The 16,650-nt window shown below is 63.1% G+C and carries 12 protein-coding genes; 6 read left to right on the top strand and 6 right to left on the bottom strand.

The features are described from left to right. Nucleotides 1–79: 79 nt before the first annotated feature. Nucleotides 80–2,509: a hypothetical protein gene (locus HH213_RS10065; protein WP_169112167.1), complete on the top strand. Its 2,430-nt coding sequence runs from the start codon at nucleotides 80–82 to the stop codon at nucleotides 2,507–2,509. A 21-nt stretch (nucleotides 2,510–2,530) separates the two neighbouring features. Here the strand turns inward: HH213_RS10065 and HH213_RS10060 are convergent, their stop codons facing one another. Further along, a complete protein-coding gene (locus HH213_RS10060) occupies nucleotides 2,531–3,016 on the bottom strand; it encodes an asparaginase domain-containing protein (protein ID WP_110846650.1) in 486 nt (161 codons plus the stop codon). A 106-nt stretch (nucleotides 3,017–3,122) separates the two neighbouring features. Here HH213_RS10060 and HH213_RS10055 point away from each other — a divergent pair, with 106 nt between their 5' ends. Then, nucleotides 3,123–3,890 (top strand): L-asparaginase, encoded by a 768-nt coding sequence (locus HH213_RS10055; protein ID WP_110846649.1) that lies wholly within the window; start codon nucleotides 3,123–3,125, stop codon nucleotides 3,888–3,890. Here HH213_RS10055 and HH213_RS10050 read toward each other — a convergent pair. Beyond that, nucleotides 3,847–4,851, bottom strand: a complete 1,005-nt coding sequence (locus HH213_RS10050) for a D-2-hydroxyacid dehydrogenase family protein (protein ID WP_169112166.1) — start codon at nucleotides 4,849–4,851, stop codon at nucleotides 3,847–3,849. The genes HH213_RS10055 and HH213_RS10050 overlap by 44 nt on opposite strands. Nucleotides 4,852–5,132: 281 nt before the next feature. On the opposite strand from HH213_RS10050, the gene HH213_RS10045 reads away from it, so the two are divergent. The 3 genes from HH213_RS10045 to HH213_RS10035 all read left to right on the top strand — a co-directional run bounded on the left by HH213_RS10045 (nucleotide 5,133) and on the right by HH213_RS10035 (nucleotide 8,556). Next, nucleotides 5,133–6,998 carry a phosphoenolpyruvate carboxykinase (GTP) gene (locus HH213_RS10045; RefSeq protein WP_169112165.1) on the top strand — a complete coding sequence of 622 codons (1,866 nt, stop codon included), beginning with the start codon at nucleotides 5,133–5,135 and terminating at the stop codon, nucleotides 6,996–6,998. A gap of 88 nt (nucleotides 6,999–7,086) precedes the next feature. Beyond that, the gene (locus tag HH213_RS10040) at nucleotides 7,087–7,704 is read left to right on the top strand and encodes a TetR/AcrR family transcriptional regulator (protein ID WP_110845837.1); all 618 of its coding nucleotides are present in this window, start codon (nucleotides 7,087–7,089) and stop codon (nucleotides 7,702–7,704) included. Between the two features lie 210 nt (nucleotides 7,705–7,914). Further along, nucleotides 7,915–8,556 (top strand): HAD hydrolase-like protein, encoded by a 642-nt coding sequence (locus HH213_RS10035; RefSeq protein ID WP_169112164.1) that lies wholly within the window; start codon nucleotides 7,915–7,917, stop codon nucleotides 8,554–8,556. Here the strand turns inward: HH213_RS10035 and HH213_RS10030 are convergent. Continuing rightward, nucleotides 8,553–9,986, bottom strand: coding sequence for an aldehyde dehydrogenase family protein (locus tag HH213_RS10030; RefSeq protein ID WP_169112163.1), 1,434 nt, complete (start codon nucleotides 9,984–9,986; stop codon nucleotides 8,553–8,555). The two genes, HH213_RS10035 and HH213_RS10030, sit on opposite strands and share 4 nt — an antisense overlap. 191 nt (nucleotides 9,987–10,177) lie before the next feature. Between HH213_RS10030 and HH213_RS10025 the strand changes: the two genes are divergently transcribed. Further along, nucleotides 10,178–11,962: a DUF885 domain-containing protein gene (locus HH213_RS10025; protein ID WP_169112162.1), complete on the top strand. Its 1,785-nt coding sequence runs from the start codon at nucleotides 10,178–10,180 to the stop codon at nucleotides 11,960–11,962. On the opposite strand, the gene HH213_RS10020 is transcribed toward HH213_RS10025, so the two are convergent. The 3 genes from HH213_RS10020 to uvrA are packed head-to-tail and all read right to left on the bottom strand — an operon-like array spanning nucleotide 11,928 to nucleotide 16,574. Next, nucleotides 11,928–12,827, bottom strand: coding sequence for a hypothetical protein (locus HH213_RS10020; protein WP_169112161.1), 900 nt, complete (start codon nucleotides 12,825–12,827; stop codon nucleotides 11,928–11,930). The two genes, HH213_RS10025 and HH213_RS10020, sit on opposite strands and share 35 nt — an antisense overlap. Beyond that, entirely contained in the window at nucleotides 12,824–13,726 is a 903-nt protein-coding gene (locus HH213_RS10015) for an AraC family transcriptional regulator (protein WP_169112160.1), read from the bottom strand. Before HH213_RS10015 ends, HH213_RS10020 begins: the two co-directional genes overlap by 4 nt. A 1-nt stretch (nucleotide 13,727) precedes the next feature. Further along, nucleotides 13,728–16,574, bottom strand: a complete 2,847-nt coding sequence (uvrA, locus tag HH213_RS10010; RefSeq protein WP_169112159.1) for an excinuclease ABC subunit UvrA — start codon at nucleotides 16,572–16,574, stop codon at nucleotides 13,728–13,730. Nucleotides 16,575–16,650: the final 76 nt, after the last annotated feature.

The raw sequence follows: 16,650 nt of genomic DNA, 5'->3' as shown, positions 1-16,650 counted from the left end.
CCCCCGGCTAGCCGCGTGTGCGGCGGGCTGGGTTCGTCCGCCGGTGTTCCACTTCAGCGCTCGATAAAAAGGAAAATCCATGAGCTTTAACGCTAACTTGACGACCGCGCAGTTTGCGGCCGGAGGCACGCGCTTGATCGCCAGTTTGACCACGGCCGATCTCGCCTCGCTGTCCACCGATTACCTGGTCGCGATGACCACTTCCCAGGCGCGCGCGCTCACCGCCGCGCAACTGTCCGCCTTGCCCGAGGCCAGTATCGCTGCGCTGGAGGAGGCCGATGTCGCCGCCTTCGGCCTGGCGGCGCTGACCGTCGCGTCGCAATCGACCCGCTTCATGTCGGCGCTGACCGCCAGCCAGGTGGCGTCGCTGGCGGCGGCGGAGGTGCTGGTGCTCAACGCCAAAGGCATCGGCGGGCTGGACCCGCAAGCGCTGGCCGCGATGCGCACCGAGCATCTGACCACGCTGCGGCAGGCGCAGCTGACCGCGCTCACCGCTGATCAGCTGCGTGCGCTCACCACCGCGCAGATCGCGGCGCTGACGCTGGTCCAGCTGCCTTATCTGTCGCGGCCGCACGAGGACGGCCAGGATGTCTTCCGCTCCGATCAGATCGCAGCGCTGACCACCCGCCAGGTGGCGGCGCTGAACACGACGTTCATGGCGCGCCTCAGCGCCACCGAACTGGCGGCGATGGAAACCCAGGACATCGCGGTGCTGACCACGCGCCAGCTGGGTGTGCTGAATGTGAACCAGGTGCTGGCGCTGAGCGATGCGCAGCTGTACGCCATCACTAGCCGGCAGATCGGCGCGCTCGGCACCGCGCAGTTCCAGGTGCTGGATGTCCACCGCCTGCAAGCGCTGAGTACCAGCGCGCTGGCCGGCATCGGCAGCCGCCAGTTGAATGCGCTGTCCGACGAGACGTTCGCCGCGCTGGGACAGGACGATCTGTCGGCGCTGGGCCTGGCGGCCATCGGCGGCATCAGCACGCGCTTGCTGGCGTTGTTGGACGCCGACCGCATCGGTGCGCTGACCACGCGCCAGGTCGGCGCTCTCACGTCGGCCAGCCTGAACGCGCTGCGCACCGACCAGTTCCTGGCGCTGAACACGGCGCAGGTGGCCAGCCTCAAGGCGGCCCAGCTGGGCGGACTGTCGACCGAGAATCTGGCCGCCATCCAGCTGGAAAACCTGGGCGCGCTGCCGCTGTCCTTCATCGCTTCGCTGAACTCGGCGCAGTTTGCCGCGCTCGGTGGCGCCGCGTATGACATCAGCTACCTCGCCACCAACCAGATCGTGCAGCTGCGCACCGCCGCGCTGTCCGGCATGACCACCGCGCAGGCAGTGGCGCTGACCACCGATCAAGTGGCGCGCCTGACCGGCACCCAGTTGGGCGCCTTGTCGACGCAGGTGATCGCGGCGCTGGAGCCGGAAGACTTTGCCGCACTCAGCGGCCTGGCGATTTCCGGCCTCAGCGCGCAGCAGTTCGCGGTATTGCAAAGTGACCAGATCCTCGGCCTGACCACCGCCCAAGCCGCCGGCCTGGGCAGCCAGCATCTGGCCGCGCTGAGCACCGATGTGTTGCAGCAGATGCGCGAAGAGGAAATCGCTGCGTTGAAACCGGCCGCCATCACCGGCCTGCGCGTCGATCAGATGCAGGCGCTGTCCAGCGACCAGCTGCGCGCGCTGACCACCACCCAGGTCGCCACGCTGAGCAGCACGCAATTCCGCGCACTGTACAGCGATATGATCGCCAGCCTGGCGACCGATGACGTGGCGGCGCTGAACGCCAGCGTGATCGGGTCGCTGTCGGGCGCTGCGCTGGCGGCGCTCAGCACCGAGCAGATCGCCGCGCTGGGTTCGCGTCAGGTGGCGGCGCTGTCCAGCAGCACGCTCAATGCATTAAGCGATGCGCAGTTTGCCACGCTGAACGCGCAGCAGCTGGCCGGCCTGACATCGCGCCAGTACCAGACGCTGTCCGCGCAGGAGATGGCGGCGCTCAATTCGGCACAATTCGGCGGCTTGTCGACGCAGGTGATTGCCAGCCTGAGCACGGCGCAGGCGGTGGCGCTGACTACCGAGCAGATGGTGGCGCTGACCACCGCGCAGGTTATCGCGCTCAGCAAGACCACGCTGGTGGCGCTGGAGACGGAAGATCTGGCGGTGATGGAAACGGCGGATTTGCACGCGCTCAGCAGCGCGCAGTTGAAAGTGCTGTCGACCGCGCAGCTGGGTGCGTTCTCGGTCACGCAGGCGACGGTCTTCACGACGGCGCAGACGGCCGGCCTGAGCACGGCGCAGCTGGCGGTGTTGACGGCGGCCAAGGAGGCCCAGCAAGCCACGGCCACGGCGATGAGCATGCGGGTGCGCGATCTGGCGCAGGCCATGGCGTCGTACCAGGCCGATGCTGTGCCAGCCGCGCCGGATGCGCCACATCATCAAGCGGCCAGCCACTTGCAGTTGAATATTTACGCGCCGGAGACGCCGCAGCATCTGCTGACGCCAACCCGTAAATAATAAAGTTTTACTGTGAAAGCGTCACAGCGGCTGGAATACGCCAGCCGCTTTATTCTTCTGCACGTTGTCCCAGGCGAAGATCTTGCCGTTCATGGCGACATACACGCCAGGCGGCAGGGTCTGCGCCACGCCGGAGGCGAAGCCGAGGTTGAACAGGGCGTCGGAGTTGGCGATCTCGTAAGGGATCATGGCGCCGGTCAGCACGATGGTCTTGCCCAGGTTGGCCGGGCCCAGCACTTGCGCCGTCTGCGGCATGGTGTCGGTGCCGTGGATGATGACGATGGCTTTTTCGCCGGCCGCGCGGCACGACGCCAGGATGCGCTCGCGGTCGGCATCCACCATGTCCAGCGAATCCATCAGCGGCAACTGTTCCAGCGCCACATCGATGGTCAGGCGGCAACGTTTCAGCAGGTCCGGCACGTGGCTGTCGGCGAAGCCCAGGGTGCCGTTCAGTTCATTGTAGTGTTTGTCGAAGGTGCCGCCGGTGGCCAGGATGCGCAGGGTCATGATAAAAACGTAAGCTAAGGAATGGATGTGCATCATAACCCAAACCTCGCACTGGAAACTTGGGTAGACTATGCCTACACTGGTTTCTTTGTTTGTTCAGCTGATCATGAAAGCGCTCGCTCCCGGCACTGTTATTTTCCACCGCCACCGTGGCTACGGGGTCATCACGACGGTCAATTTGCTGACCGGCTGGATTTCCGCCCGCTTCGGTAGCGAGTCGCGCACGCTCGACCTCAATCTCTCCACCGACGAGGTGCAGTTTGCCGATGGCGAGGCGATCCTGTTTCGCCGCGCGCCGCCCGATCGCATGCCGCACGCGCGGCTGATGGCGATGGTGCGCGCGCTGCATCAGGCCGGCTATCAGAAGCTATACCTGTATTCCTGGCCCAAGCCGTCCGGGCTGCACTGGCGCTGGCATTTGTTCACCGGCCAGCGCGACTGGATGCAGCGGCCGTGGCGCGAAGGCTGGTATGGCTCGGGCGCCGACTACAACAGCAATCCGGTGATGGGCTGGGGCGATACGCCGGGCGCCAGCACCGATGAGCTGATCCACGCGCTGGCCAAATTCGATCCGCAAGGGCTGGCGCAGGCGCTGGGCCGCGATGAAGATCACACCGCCTGGTTCGCCAGCGTGTGCGACGCGCTGCTGCCCGGCTATATGTACAGCCTGGACATGCAGCGTCCGGACGGCGGCCCGCTGACCGACATGCCGCCCGTGCCGGTGATCCCGGTGCGCGCGACGCTGCCGCCCTACGCCGGTCCCGACATCACCTGGCCGCCCGGCTGGGCCGGCCTGTGGAGCAAGGTGCATGTGATGCCGGCCCCACGCATCAATCTGACTGGCGTGCCTGACGAGCGTAGTCTGGATTATTGATGTTGGCCGGCGTGCCGTTGGCGAACGCCACCACGTTCTGGAACGCGTGCTGGAAGTACAGCTCGTAGCTGTCCTGCTCGACGTAGCCCAGGTGCGGCGTCGCCAGCACGGTGGGGATGCGCAGCAGCGCTGAATCAGCCGCCAGCGGTTCCGAGTGGAACACGTCCAGCGCGGCATTGCCCGGCCGTCCTTTCAGCAGCGCCTGCTCCAGCGCATCCTGCTGCACCAGCTCGGCGCGGCTGGTGTTGACGAACAGCGCATCCGGCCGCATGCGCGCCAGATCCCCGGCGTTGACGATGCCACGGGTGGCGTCGTTCAAGCGCAGATGCAGGCTCAGCACGTTGGATTGCTCGAAGAAAGCCTCGCGCGATGCTGCCGCCGTATGGCCGTCCGCCACCGCCTTGTCGCGGCTGGCCTGGCTGCCCCACACCATCACGTTCATGCCGAAGGCGCGGCCGTAGCCGGCCACCGTCTGGCCGATCTTGCCATAGCCCCAGATGCCCAGCGTGCGGCCCTTGAGTACGAAGCCCAGTCCGTTCAGCTCCGGGTTGATCGAGGCGGTCTGCCACAGGCCGTCTTTCAGATTGTTCGCATACGGCACAATCTTGCGCGCTGCCGCCATGATCAGCGCCCACGTCAGCTCCGACGGCGCAGTGGGCGAACCGATGCCCTCGGCAATCGCAATCCCCAGCTCGGTGGCGGCCGCCACATCGACATGGCCGGCCAGCTTGCCGGTCTGCGAAATCAGCTTCAGGTTCGGCAATTTGGCCAGCAGGGCGCGGTTGAAAGCGGTGCGTTCGCGGATCAGCACCAGTGCGTCGTAGGGCGCGAGCCGGATCGCCAGCTGGCCGAGGCCACGGGTCGTGCTGTTGAACACTTTTACTTCGTGGCCAGCCAACAACTCAAAGCATTTCAAACTTGGAGTTGCATTTTGGTAATCATCGAGAATTGCGATTTTCATGGAAGATGAACGATCTTTTAAGAAATTTCGTAGGGAAATAACAGCCCCAGAGATAAGCCAAATAGCCTACTACTTTACTCAACTAATTCTCCTACATTTTCGTATGGAACCTTTGTTGAGGGGTGTACAATCGGCCGAAAATACAAGGTTGGACCACGAGATCCGACCCGCGCCACGACCGCCGTATGACCGCCGACCCATTTCGAATGGACCTCTGAGCGCTAGCCATAAGCTGACGACGATCTGCCGCCACCGAATTCTTTATTAGCATTGGAGGTATCATGAATCAGCCCGTGATGGGAGGCGTTGCACCATTGAACGCACCAGCTTACATCAAACAGCAAAAGCTCATCAATTGGGTGGCAGAAATCGCCGCCCTGACCAAGCCGGACCGTATCTACTGGTGCGATGGCTCGCAGGAAGAGTACGACCGCCTGTGCGCGGAAATGGTTGCCGCAGGCACCATGAAAAAGCTGAACCAGGAAAAGCGTCCGAATTCCTACCTGGCCTGCTCCGACCCGACCGACGTCGCCCGCGTCGAAGACCGCACCTTCATCTGCTCGACCACCAAGGAACAAGCTGGCCCGACCAACAACTGGATGGACCCGGCCGAGATGCGCGCCACCCTGCATCCGCTGTTCGACGGCTGCATGACCGGCCGCACCATGTACGTGGTGCCGTTCTCGATGGGTCCGCTGGGTTCGCCAATCGCCCACATCGGCGTGGAACTGTCGGATTCGCCATACGTGGCAGTCAATATGCGCACCATGACCCGCATGGGCAAGGCCGTGTATGACGTGCTGGGCACCGACGGCGAATTCGTGCCGTGCGTGCACACCGTCGGCGCGCCGCTGAAGGCCGGCCAGAAAGACGTGGCGTGGCCATGCAATCCGACCAAATACATCGTGCACTACCCGGAGACCCGTGAAATCTGGTCGTTCGGTTCCGGCTACGGCGGCAACGCGCTGCTGGGCAAGAAATGCTTCGCGCTGCGCATCGCCTCCAACATGGGCTTCCAGGACGCACAGAACGGTGGCGCTGGCTGGCTGGCTGAACACATGCTGATCCTCGGCGTGGAATCGCCGGAAGGCAAGAAGCACTACGTGGCGGCAGCCTTCCCATCGGCATGCGGGAAGACCAACTTCGCCATGCTGATTCCGCCAGGCACCTTCAACGGCTGGAAGATCACCACCATTGGCGACGACATCGCCTGGATCAAGCCGGGCGCGGACGGCAAGCTGTATGCCATCAACCCGGAAGCCGGCTACTTCGGCGTGGCCCCTGGTACCAACGAAAAAACCAACTACAACTGCATGGCCTCGCTGCGCGAGAACACCATTTTCACCAACGTCGCGCTGACCGACGACGGCGATGTCTGGTGGGAAGGCCTGAGCAAGCCGGCCCCAAGCCACCTGATCGACTGGCAAGGCAAGGACTGGACGCCGGAATCGACCGGCAAGGCCGCGCATCCGAACGCCCGCTTCACCGTGCCGGCCACGCAGAATCCGGTGATCGACGCCGCCTGGGATGATCCGGCCGGCGTGCCGATCTCGGCCTTCATCTTCGGTGGCCGCCGTTCGACCACCGTGCCGCTGGTGACCGAAGCGCGCAACTGGGTGGAAGGCGTCTACATGGCTGCCACCATGGGCTCGGAAACCACCGCTGCTGCTGCCGGTCAGATGGGCGTTGTACGCCGCGATCCGTTCGCCATGCTGCCGTTCATCGGCTACAACATGAGCGACTATTTCCAGCACTGGCTGGACCTAGGCAAGAAAGTGGAGAAAATCGAAGGCGCCACGCTGCCGAAGATCTTCTGCGTCAACTGGTTCCGCACCGACGAGCAGGGCCATTTCGTCTGGCCTGGCTTCGGCGACAATATGCGCGTGCTGAAGTGGATGCTGGAGCGCATCGACGGCGAAGCCGGCGGCGTCGAAAACATCTTCGGCACCACCCCGCGCTTTGGCGACATCCACTGGGACGGCATGCCATTCTCGCCGGAAGAGTTCGAAACGATCACCTCGATCGACAAGGACGCCTGGCGCGAAGAGCTGAAGCTGCATGAAGAACTGTTTACCAAGCTGGCCTACCGCCTGCCGGCAGAACTGACGGCCGTGAAAGCCGAGCTGGAGAAGCGCCTGGTCCGCTAAGCCACGGCAGAGGAGACAAAACGGCGCATAGCAATATGCGCTGTTTTTTTTGCTTGCACTTTCGCACACCTGTGCTAAAGTGCAGTTTATGGATACTCTGACCGCAAAAAGCGAAGCCACCTACGCCGCCATTCTGGAGGCGGCGCTGGATATGGCCGCCACCGACGGCATCGGCAAGCTGTCGCTGGGCGAGCTGGCCAAGCGTACCGGCATCAGCAAGAGCGGCGTGTTTTCGCGCGTCGGTTCGCTGGAATCCTTGCAGGAGGCCGTGCTGGATGAGTACGACCGCCGCTTTGGCGCGGAGATTTTCCTGCCGTCGCTGCAACAGCCGCGAGGCCTGCCGCGCCTGACAGCCCAGGTCAACGCCTGGGCCAGCCGTGTCGCCGATGAGGGCTTGCGTAATTCCTGCCTGTACAGCGCCGGCGCCTTCGAGTTCGACGACCAGCAGGGCCCACTGCGCGACCGCCTGCAACAAGGGGTGATGGCCTGGCGCGCCTCGCTGCGCAAGACCATCCTGCAGGCGATGGAGCTCGGCCAGCTGCGGCCGGATACCGATCCCGGCCAGCTGGTGTACGAGATCTACAGCCTGGTGGTCGGCCTGATCCACGACACCCGCTTCCTGCACGACGACCAGACGCTGCGCCGCATGCAACGCGCCTTCAGCCGCCTCATTTCGACCTACAAGAGTTTTAACGATATGGCCTGAGCCGGCCTTTTTATTCACTTAATTTCGCACGGGTGTGCGAAAGCGGAGTCAATCATGAAAACCATCCTGCTGTTGCTGCTCGTCGTGCTTTGCCTGCTATGGCCGCGACTGGGCCGCACCTTGCGCTCGCTGCCCGACCGTAACGAAGACTTCATCCTGTTTTGAAATACACCGGCATAATGGGGCACCTCACATTGTGCCGGGAACCACTTGAACCGCAAACTCATCATCTTTGATTTCGACGGCACCTTGGCCGATACCCTGCCGGTGTTCTTGCAGGTGTTTGACGACGCCGCCGACAAGTACGGTTTCAAACGCTTCGATCCCAGCCGCCGGCAAGCGCTGCGCGATCTCGACGCGCGTCAGCTCATGGCGCTTCATCAGGTGCCACTGTGGAAGCTGCCCGCCATCGCCAACTTCATGCGCGCCAGCATGGGACGCAACATCGACGGCATCCGCCTGTTCGGCGGCATGGAGGAGGCGCTGCGTACGCTGAAGGCGCAAGGCGTGCAACTGACCATCGTCAGCTCCAACTCGCGCAGCAATGTGCTGACGATTCTGGGGCCGGAGATTTCCGCACTGTTCAGCCAGTTCGAATGCGGCGCCTCGCTGTTCGGCAAGCTGCCGAAGATCCGCAAGGTGCTGGCCACTACGGGTGTCCCGCGTGAGGACGTGATGCTGATCGGCGATGAGATCCGCGACGCCAGGGTGTCGGCCGAAGCCGGCATCGCCTTCGGCGCCGTGGCTTGGGGCTTCAACAATATCGACGCGTTGATCGCCGAGCAGCCGCAGCAGGTATTCCGCCAGGTCGCCGACCTGATCGAAGCGCCCGCTGCCTCCACGACGGTCTAGCGATATTGCGCCGTCTCGCCGAGGATGGCTTTCGGTTCCAGATACGCTTCCAGCCCGTAAGGACCGAACTCGCGGCCGATGCCCGACTGCTTAAAGCCGCCGAACGGCGCGATCAGGTCATCGTGGATGCCGTTGATGTGCACCCGGCCGGCCACGATCTGGTCGGCCACGCGGTTGGCGCGCGCCAGGTTGGTCGAGCTGACGTAGGCTTGCAGGCCGTAGGGCGTATCGTTGGCGATGGCGATCGCTTCCTCTTCGGTCTCGTAAGTCATGATCGACAGCACCGGGCCGAAGATTTCATCCTTGGCGATGGTCATCGACGGCGTCACGCCGGCAAACACGGTCGGCTTGACGAAGTAGCCCGCCTCCAGCCCGGCCGGCTTGCCGAGGCCGCCGGTGACCAGTTCCGCGCCTTCCGCTATGCCCACGCCGATGTAATGCTGCACGCGGTCGAACTGCTTCTGCGTGACGATCGGGCCCAGCGACACCTTGGCGTCGTGCGGATCGCCGACCACCACCGCTTCCGCCGCCGCCTTGGCCAGCGCCTTCACTTCTTCCTGCCGATGCGCAGGCACCAGCAGGCGCGTGCCGGCAATGCAGGCCTGGCCATTGTTCATGTAGCAGGCCGCAATCGCATTCGGAATCGCCTTGGAAAAATCGGCGTCGTCCAGGATCACATTGGCGCTCTTGCCGCCCAGTTCCAGCGTCACGCGCTTCATGGTGTCGACGCCGAGGCGGGCGATCTGCTTGCCGACCGGCGTCGAACCGGTGAACGAAATCTTGTTGATATCCGGGTGCACGCTCAGCTCCGCGCCAACCACGTCGCCGCGGCCGTTGACGATATTGACCACGCCCGGTGGCAGTTCCGCCGCGTGGAAGGCTTCAATCAGGATCTGGTTCTGGCGCGCGCTCAATTCGCTCGGCTTGACCACCACCGTGCAGCCGGCCGCAATCGCCGTGGCCACCTTGTTGGCCACAAACCAGGCGCTAGAATTCCACGGCGTGATAATGCCGACCACGCCCACCGGCACCAGCACCACCTTGGACTTGTTCACGGTCTTCACGTACGCGTGATCGTCCATGACCTTTTTCACATCCAGGAACATATTGGCGGTGTAGCGCGAGCGGGCGACGCTGCTGCTGCGCGGACCGCCGTATTCTTCGATCAGCGCATTGGCCGCATCGTCGGCGCGCGCCAGCACCGCATCGTGCAGACTTTGCAGCATGGCGCCGCGTTCCGCCTTGGTGGTGCGCGAGAAGGCCGGGAAGGCTGCTTTGGCGGCGGCGATGGCGCGGCGCGTGTCTTCCACGTCGCCCAGCCGCACCTGGCCGTCCAGCTGGCCGGTGGTGGGGTTGATAAGGTCGAACATTTCGGTGCCGTGCGGCGTGACGAACTGGCCGTTGATGTAGATGTGATCGATGGTGTGCATGACAGCTCCTTGGGTAGGTTGATGGAGCCATTCTAGGAATTCGCGCGCCGCCGCATCAGTGGGATTCCTGCCGCATGGTTGCCTGATTCTGCATTCCACGCCGGGGTTTTGGCATTTCGTCACAATTGCGCCGCGTCTTGCCGGCGCCGGCGCTACAGTGCACGCTCACCATCTTTTTACGATAGGCCCACATGATCACCACCACCCGCATCGGCGCCGCCAGCGCCCTGTTGTTTGCCCTGTTTTTGGGCGTGGCCCATGCCGACACCACCGCGCCCGACCTGGAAGCGCGCCGTGCGGCGCTGAATAATCTGCTCACCGAACAATGGCAGTACACCATGCGCACCAGTCCCGAATGGGCGTCGCTGCTGGGCGATAAGCGCTACAACGATAAATGGTCTGACTTCTCGCAAGCCGGCATCGACGCCGACATCCAGGCCAGCGCCGCCTTCCTCAAGCGCTTCCAGGCGGTGGATACCACTGGCTTCCCATTGCAGGAGCAGCTGAATCGCGAACTGATGGTGCGCCAGTTGCAGCAGAACGTGGACGGCGCGCGCTTCAAGGACTGGGAGATGCCGCTGGCGCAGAACTCCGGCGTGCATATCGATACGCCGATGATCATCTCGGCGCTGAATTTCGAAACGGTGAAGGACTACGAGGACTACATCCAGCGCCTGCACGCCCTGCCCAAGCTGTTCGACCAGACCCGCGCGCAGATGGAGAACGGTGTACGTGATCACCTGATGCCGCCGCAGTTCCTGATCCCGAAAATCGTCAAGCAGTGCGAGGACGTGGCGGCCATGAAGCCGGCCGACTCGCCCTACGCGGAACCGCTGAAGAAATTCCCGAAAGATTTTTCGGCCGCCGACAAGGCGCGCCTGAGCAAGGAAGTGCTAGCGGCGGTGAAGAACGATGTGGCGCCGGCGTATAAAAAACTGGCGATCTACACCAAAACCAAATACCTGCCATATGGCCGCAAGGACGTCGGCATGTGGTCGCTGCCGGACGGTGCGGCGCGTTACGCCTTCAAGGCGCAATCCTCCACCACCACCGAGATGACGCCGGAGCAGATTCACCAACTGGGCCTGTCGGAAGTGGCGCGCATCGAAGGTCAGATGCTGGCGACTGCGCAAAAGCTGGGCTACAAGGATCTGAAAACCTTCAATAAGGCGGTTGCCGCCAACCCGGCGCTGCATCCGAAATCGCGCCAGGAGATCATCGACCTGTATCAGAAATATACGGACCAGATGTATCTGCAGCTGCCCAACCTGTTCGGTGTGCTGCCGAAGGGGAAAGTCGAAATCAAGCCGGTGGAAGAGTTCCGTGAGAAGGGCGCTTCTGCTGCGGCTTATATGCCCGGTTCTCCGGACGGCAAGCGTCCCGGCCGCGTGATGGTCAACACCGGCGACTTCGCGCACCGCTCCACCATCGACATCGAAACCACCGCGCTGCATGAAGGCGTACCCGGTCACCACATGCAGCTGACCGTGGCGCAGGAAATCCAGGGTCTGCCGGACTTCCGCCAGCAAGGCAACTACACCGCCTACGCGGAAGGCTGGGCGCTGTACTCGGAACGCCTGGGCGAGGAACTGGGATTCTACAAGGACCCATACAGCTATTACGGCCATTTGCAGGATGAGATGCTGCGCGCGATCCGCCTGGTGGTGGATACCGGCCTGCACTCGAAGCAGTGGACCCGCCAGCAGGTGGTGGACTTCTTCCACGCCCATTCCGGCATCGAGGAAGTGGAAGTGCAGAGCGAGACTGATCGCTACATCGTCTGGCCGGGCCAGGCGCTGGGCTACAAGATCGGCCAGCTAAAGATTCTTGAACTGCGCGACTACGCCCGCAAGGAACTGGGCGACCGCTTCGACATCCGTGCCTTCCACGACCAAGTGCTGGGCGCCGGCGCGCTGCCGATGGATGTGCTGGAAGCGCACATCAAACAGTGGGTGGCAAGCCAGAAGCAGGCTTGATGCCCTGAAGCCGGCGCAGGTCGATCCTGGTCACCCACCAGGCGCGGTTCTGGAAGGTGAAGTCCAGAGCGCCGATGGCGATGACCTTACCATCGGCGGCTTGCGCTTCAGCAGGCGGCGGCAGCACGTCGCTGTCGCCTTTGTTGTCGGATAGGTAGTCCAGTGCCTGCATCAGGCGCGGGTCGTCGCGCTTCATGGCTGCGCAGACGCCGTATTGGTCGCAGACCTGCACCGGGAAAGCGATGAAGCGCACCGCACGGTCCAGCATATCGCCGTTGCGCAGATAGTTGAACACCCAGCCGGCGGTGTCGCCAAGATCGCGCGCGCGGGCCAGGATGGCGTCGTTCTCCTGCAGGAGCTCAACCCGCATCGAGCGGTTTTGCGCGAACAGCATGTCGTCCACGCGCCAGCCCTCGTCTCCCTGCACCAGCACATAGCGGATCTGGCGGTCGTAAGCGGTGCCCATGTCGGGATAGACATTGAAGGTAGCTTCCACCACGTTGTCGCCGACGCGGCTGATACGGAAGCTGGAGCGCTCGAAGTCCAGGCTGGGCGAGGCTTCCTGCGCATCGAGGAAGACATCGCTGTCGGCGCCATAGCCGCAGATATCGTCGCTGCGCGACAGGCTGTAGCAAAGCTGATTGTTGGCGTCGATCAGCGCTTCCAATTCCGGCGTGAAGAAGCCAGGCGGCACTTGGCTCGGTTGGCGCTTGTCCGGCCGCGCCAGATGGTCGCGATAGAAATCGGTGATCAGGTCCAGCTGCTGCTGCTTCTCAGACCATGCCTTGTCGGCCAGCAGTCCCACCATGGCAAACACGAACAAGCCTATGCCCAGTGGCAGCAGGCGCTTCTTATTGATCTTCATGGTGCGGTCCGTAGTTTCTTGATGTCCTGCATAGGCGGTGCGCCGAACAGGCGGCGGTATTCGCGGCTGAACTGCGAGGCGCTTTCGTAGCCGACCTTGTAGGCGGCGGTGGTGGCGTCAACTTCGCCGTTCAGCAGCAGGCTGCGCGCCCGTTGCAGGCGTAGCTGCTTCTGGTATTGCATGGGCCCGATATTGGTCACCGCCTTGAAGCGGTGGTGCAGGCTGGAGACGCTCATATTGGTGGCCTGCGCCAGCTCTTCCACCTTGATCGGCTGGTCGTAGTGGTCCTTGAGCCAGGCGATGGCTTTGCTGATGCCGCGGTCCTGCTGGTCCAGCACCACGTTCTGATACAACTGGCGGCCGTAAGGGCCGTTCAGCATGCGGTAGATGATTTCGCGCTTCAGACCCACGGCCAGAAAGGCCGCTTCCGCTGGCGGCGCTTGCAGCAAGCGCACCAGCTGGTATAAGGATTCCTGCAAGGCGTCATCGGTCTGGCCGATAAATGCCCCGCGCTCCGGCTGTTCGGAATCGATGGTGATTTTCGCTTCCAGCACAATGGCCGCAATCTCTTGCGGATCGAGCTCGATGTTGAGCAGCAGGTAGGGCTTGTCGGCCGTGGCGCTGATGATGTGGCCCGAAGCCGGCATGTCGACCGACACCACCAGATATTCGCCGGGGCCGTAGTTCAGCACTTCGTCGGACAGGTGCACGCGCTTGTGTCCTTGCAGGATCACGCAGCACGATGGTTTGAGCACGCCCTTGCTAACGGGCGTGGGATGGGAAGAGCGCAGCAGCGACAAAAACGGGATCGCCGTCGCCACCCGCTGCTCGTCCAGCGTATGCAAGTGGACGATGTCGATCATGTGATCGAGGCGGGTGGGGGCGAGATCCCGTTTCATTTTATTTCAGCAGCGGTACCAGGTATTTGCCGGTGACGCTGGCAGGATTGGCCGCCACTTCTTCCGGCGTGCCGCTGGCGATGATCTTGCCGCCGCCGGCGCCGCCTTCCGGTCCCAGATCGACGATCCAGTCGGCGGTCTTGATCACATCGAGATTGTGCTCGATGATGACCAGCGTGTTGCCCTGGTCGCGCAGGCGGTGGATCACTTTCAGCAGCAGGTCGATATCGTGGAAGTGCAGGCCGGTGGTCGGTTCGTCCAGGATGTACAGCGTGCGGCCGGTATCGCGCTTGGACAGTTCCAGCGACAGCTTGACGCGCTGCGCCTCGCCGCCCGACAGCGTGGTCGCGCTCTGACCCAGCTTGATGTAGCCCAGGCCCACGTCCAGCAGCGTATGCAGCTTGCGGGCGATGACCGGCACCGGCTTGAAGAACTCGTGCGCGTCTTCGACCGTCATGTCGAGGATCTCGGTGATGTTCTTGCCCTTGTAGTGGACTTCCAGCGTTTCGCGGTTATAGCGCTTGCCGTGGCAAACGTCGCATGGCACGTAGACGTCCGGCAGGAAGTGCATCTCGACCTTGATCACGCCATCGCCCTGGCACGCTTCGCAGCGGCCGCCCTTGACGTTGAACGAGAATCGGCCGGCGCTGTAGCCGCGCTCTTTTGCGGTCGGCACGGTGGCGAACAGGTCGCGGATCGGCGTGAACAAACCGGTATAGGTCGCAGGGTTCGAGCGCGGCGTGCGGCCGATCGGCGCCTGGTCGACCGAGATCACCTTGTCGAAGTGTTCCAGGCCGCTGATGGTGTCGTGCGGCGCCGGTTCGGTCTGTGAGCCGTACAGGTGGCGCGACAGCGCCGGGAACAGCGTGTCGTTGATCAGCGTCGATTTGCCGGAGCCGGAGACGCCGGTCACGCAGGTCATCAGGCCGACCGGCAGTTTGAGGTTGACCTTCTTCAGGTTATTGCCGGTGGCGCCGGTGATCACCAGCTGCTTGTCCGGATCGGCCACGTGGCGCTTGGACGGCACTTCGATCTTGCGCGTGCCGCTCAGGTACTGGGCGGTCAGCGACTTCTTGTTCTTCATGATGTCTTTGAGCGAACCGGCGGCGATCACTTCGCCACCGTGCACGCCGGCGCCGGGACCCATGTCGACGATGTAGTCGGCGGTGCGGATCGCATCTTCGTCGTGCTCCACCACCAGCACGCTGTTGCCGATGTCGCGCAGGTGGCGCAAGGTGTCGATCAGGCGGTCATTGTCGCGCTGGTGCAGGCCGATCGACGGTTCATCCAGCACGTACATCACGCCGGTCAGGCCGGAGCCGATCTGCGACGCCAGGCGGATACGCTGCGCTTCGCCGCCCGACAGGGTGTCGGCGCTGCGGTCCAGCGACAGGTAATCGAGGCCGACGTTGTTGAGGAACTGCAGGCGCGAGATGATCTCTTTCACCACGCGGTCGGCGATGTCCTTCTTGGCGCCTTTCAGTTTCAGCTGCTCGAAGAACGACAGCGTTTCGCGCAGCGGCTTCTCGGCGATCTCGTAGATGGCCTTTTCCTGCTTGCCGGTGCCGACCTTGACGAAGCGCGCTTCAATGCGCAGGCGCGCGCCTTCGCACGATGGGCATTTTTTCTCGTTGATGAACTTTGACAGTTCCTCTTTCACCGCCATCGAATCGGTTTCGCGGTAGCGGCGCGCCAGGTTGTTGACCACACCTTCAAAGGTATGTTCCTTGACCACGGTGCGGCCACGCTCATTGATGTAGGTGAACGGGATCGAGGTTTTGCCGGAGCCGTTCAGCACTGCTTCCTGCGCCGCTTTCGGCAGTTTTTCAAACGGCACATCCAGGTCGAAGTCGTAGAACGCCGCCAGATTGGACAGCATCGCGAAGTAGAACTGGTTGCGGCGGTCCCACCCTTTGACGGCGCCGGAAGCCAGCGACAGGTTAGGGAAGGCGACGATGCGCTTCGGATCGAAGAACTCGATGTGACCGAGGCCGTCGCACTCCGGGCAGGCGCCCATCGGGTTATTGAACGAGAACAGGCGCGGCTCCAGCTCCTGCAGCGAGTAGCCGCAGATATTGCAGGCGAACTTGTTGGAGTAGACGTGGGTGGCGCCGCTGTCCATTTCGAAGGCCACGGCGCGGCCGTCGGCCAGGCGCAGCGCGGTCTCGAAGCTCTCGGCCAGGCGCTGCTTGATGTCCGGGCTGACCTTGACGCGGTCGATCACCACGTCGATGGTGTGCTTTTCGGTTTTCTTCAGCTTCGGCAGGTCGTCCACTTCGTAGATCTTGGCGTCGTGGGTGCCGCTCTGCACGCGGAAGCGCACGAAGCCCTGCGCCTGCATCGCTTCAAACAGGTCGGAGTGCTCGCCCTTGCGGTTGGCCACCACCGGCGCCAGGATCATCAACTTGGTGTCGGCCGGCAGGGCCAGCACCGCGTCGACCATCTGCGACACGGTTTGCGCGGCCAGCGCCTGGTCCGGGTGGTTGATGCAATAAGGCGTGCCGACGCGCGCGTACAGCAGACGCAGATAATCGTGGATCTCGGTCACGGTGCCGACCGTCGAACGCGGGTTATGCGAGGTGGCCTTCTGCTCGATCGAGATCGCCGGCGACAGGCCCTCGATCAGGTCCACATCCGGCTTTTCCATCAGTTGCAGGAACTGGCGGGCGTAGGCCGACAGCGATTCCACATAGCGGCGCTGGCCCTCGGCGTACAGCGTGTCGAACGCCAGCGAGGATTTGCCGGAACCGGACAAGCCGGTAATCACAATCAGCTTGTTGCGAGGCAGGTCAAGATTGATGTTTTTCAGGTTGTGCGTGCGTGCGCCGCGGATGCGGATCTGTTCCATGGGATTTTTGGCCTTTAGAGTCAACCCGTCACTATAGCCGGGTTTGATTACTTGCGCCGGGCGCGCGCTGGTTCGT

This window comes from Duganella dendranthematis (genome assembly GCF_012849375.1).
Lineage (GTDB): Bacteria > Pseudomonadota > Gammaproteobacteria > Burkholderiales > Burkholderiaceae_D > Rugamonas > Rugamonas dendranthematis.
This window is presented reverse-complemented; position numbering and strand designations above follow the sequence as displayed.

Bases quoted from the DNA above. Each gene is read 5' to 3' on its own strand.
- HH213_RS10020 (WP_169112161.1), bottom strand. From the start codon at position 12,827: ATGAAGATCAATAAGAAGCGCCTGCTGCCACTGGGCATAGGCTTGTTC.
- HH213_RS10040 (WP_110845837.1), top strand. From the start codon at position 7,087: ATGGATACTCTGACCGCAAAAAGCGAAGCCACCTACGCCGCCATTCTG.
- HH213_RS10045 (WP_169112165.1), top strand. From the start codon at position 5,133: ATGAATCAGCCCGTGATGGGAGGCGTTGCACCATTGAACGCACCAGCT.
- HH213_RS10055 (WP_110846649.1), top strand. From the start codon at position 3,123: ATGAAAGCGCTCGCTCCCGGCACTGTTATTTTCCACCGCCACCGTGGC.
- uvrA (WP_169112159.1), bottom strand. From the start codon at position 16,574: ATGGAACAGATCCGCATCCGCGGCGCACGCACGCACAACCTGAAAAAC.
- HH213_RS10015 (WP_169112160.1), bottom strand. From the start codon at position 13,726: ATGAAACGGGATCTCGCCCCCACCCGCCTCGATCACATGATCGACATC.
- HH213_RS10025 (WP_169112162.1), top strand. From the start codon at position 10,178: ATGATCACCACCACCCGCATCGGCGCCGCCAGCGCCCTGTTGTTTGCC.
- HH213_RS10030 (WP_169112163.1), bottom strand. From the start codon at position 9,986: ATGCACACCATCGATCACATCTACATCAACGGCCAGTTCGTCACGCCG.
- HH213_RS10065 (WP_169112167.1), top strand. From the start codon at position 80: ATGAGCTTTAACGCTAACTTGACGACCGCGCAGTTTGCGGCCGGAGGC.
- HH213_RS10050 (WP_169112166.1), bottom strand. From the start codon at position 4,851: ATGAAAATCGCAATTCTCGATGATTACCAAAATGCAACTCCAAGTTTG.
- HH213_RS10060 (WP_110846650.1), bottom strand. From the start codon at position 3,016: ATGACCCTGCGCATCCTGGCCACCGGCGGCACCTTCGACAAACACTAC.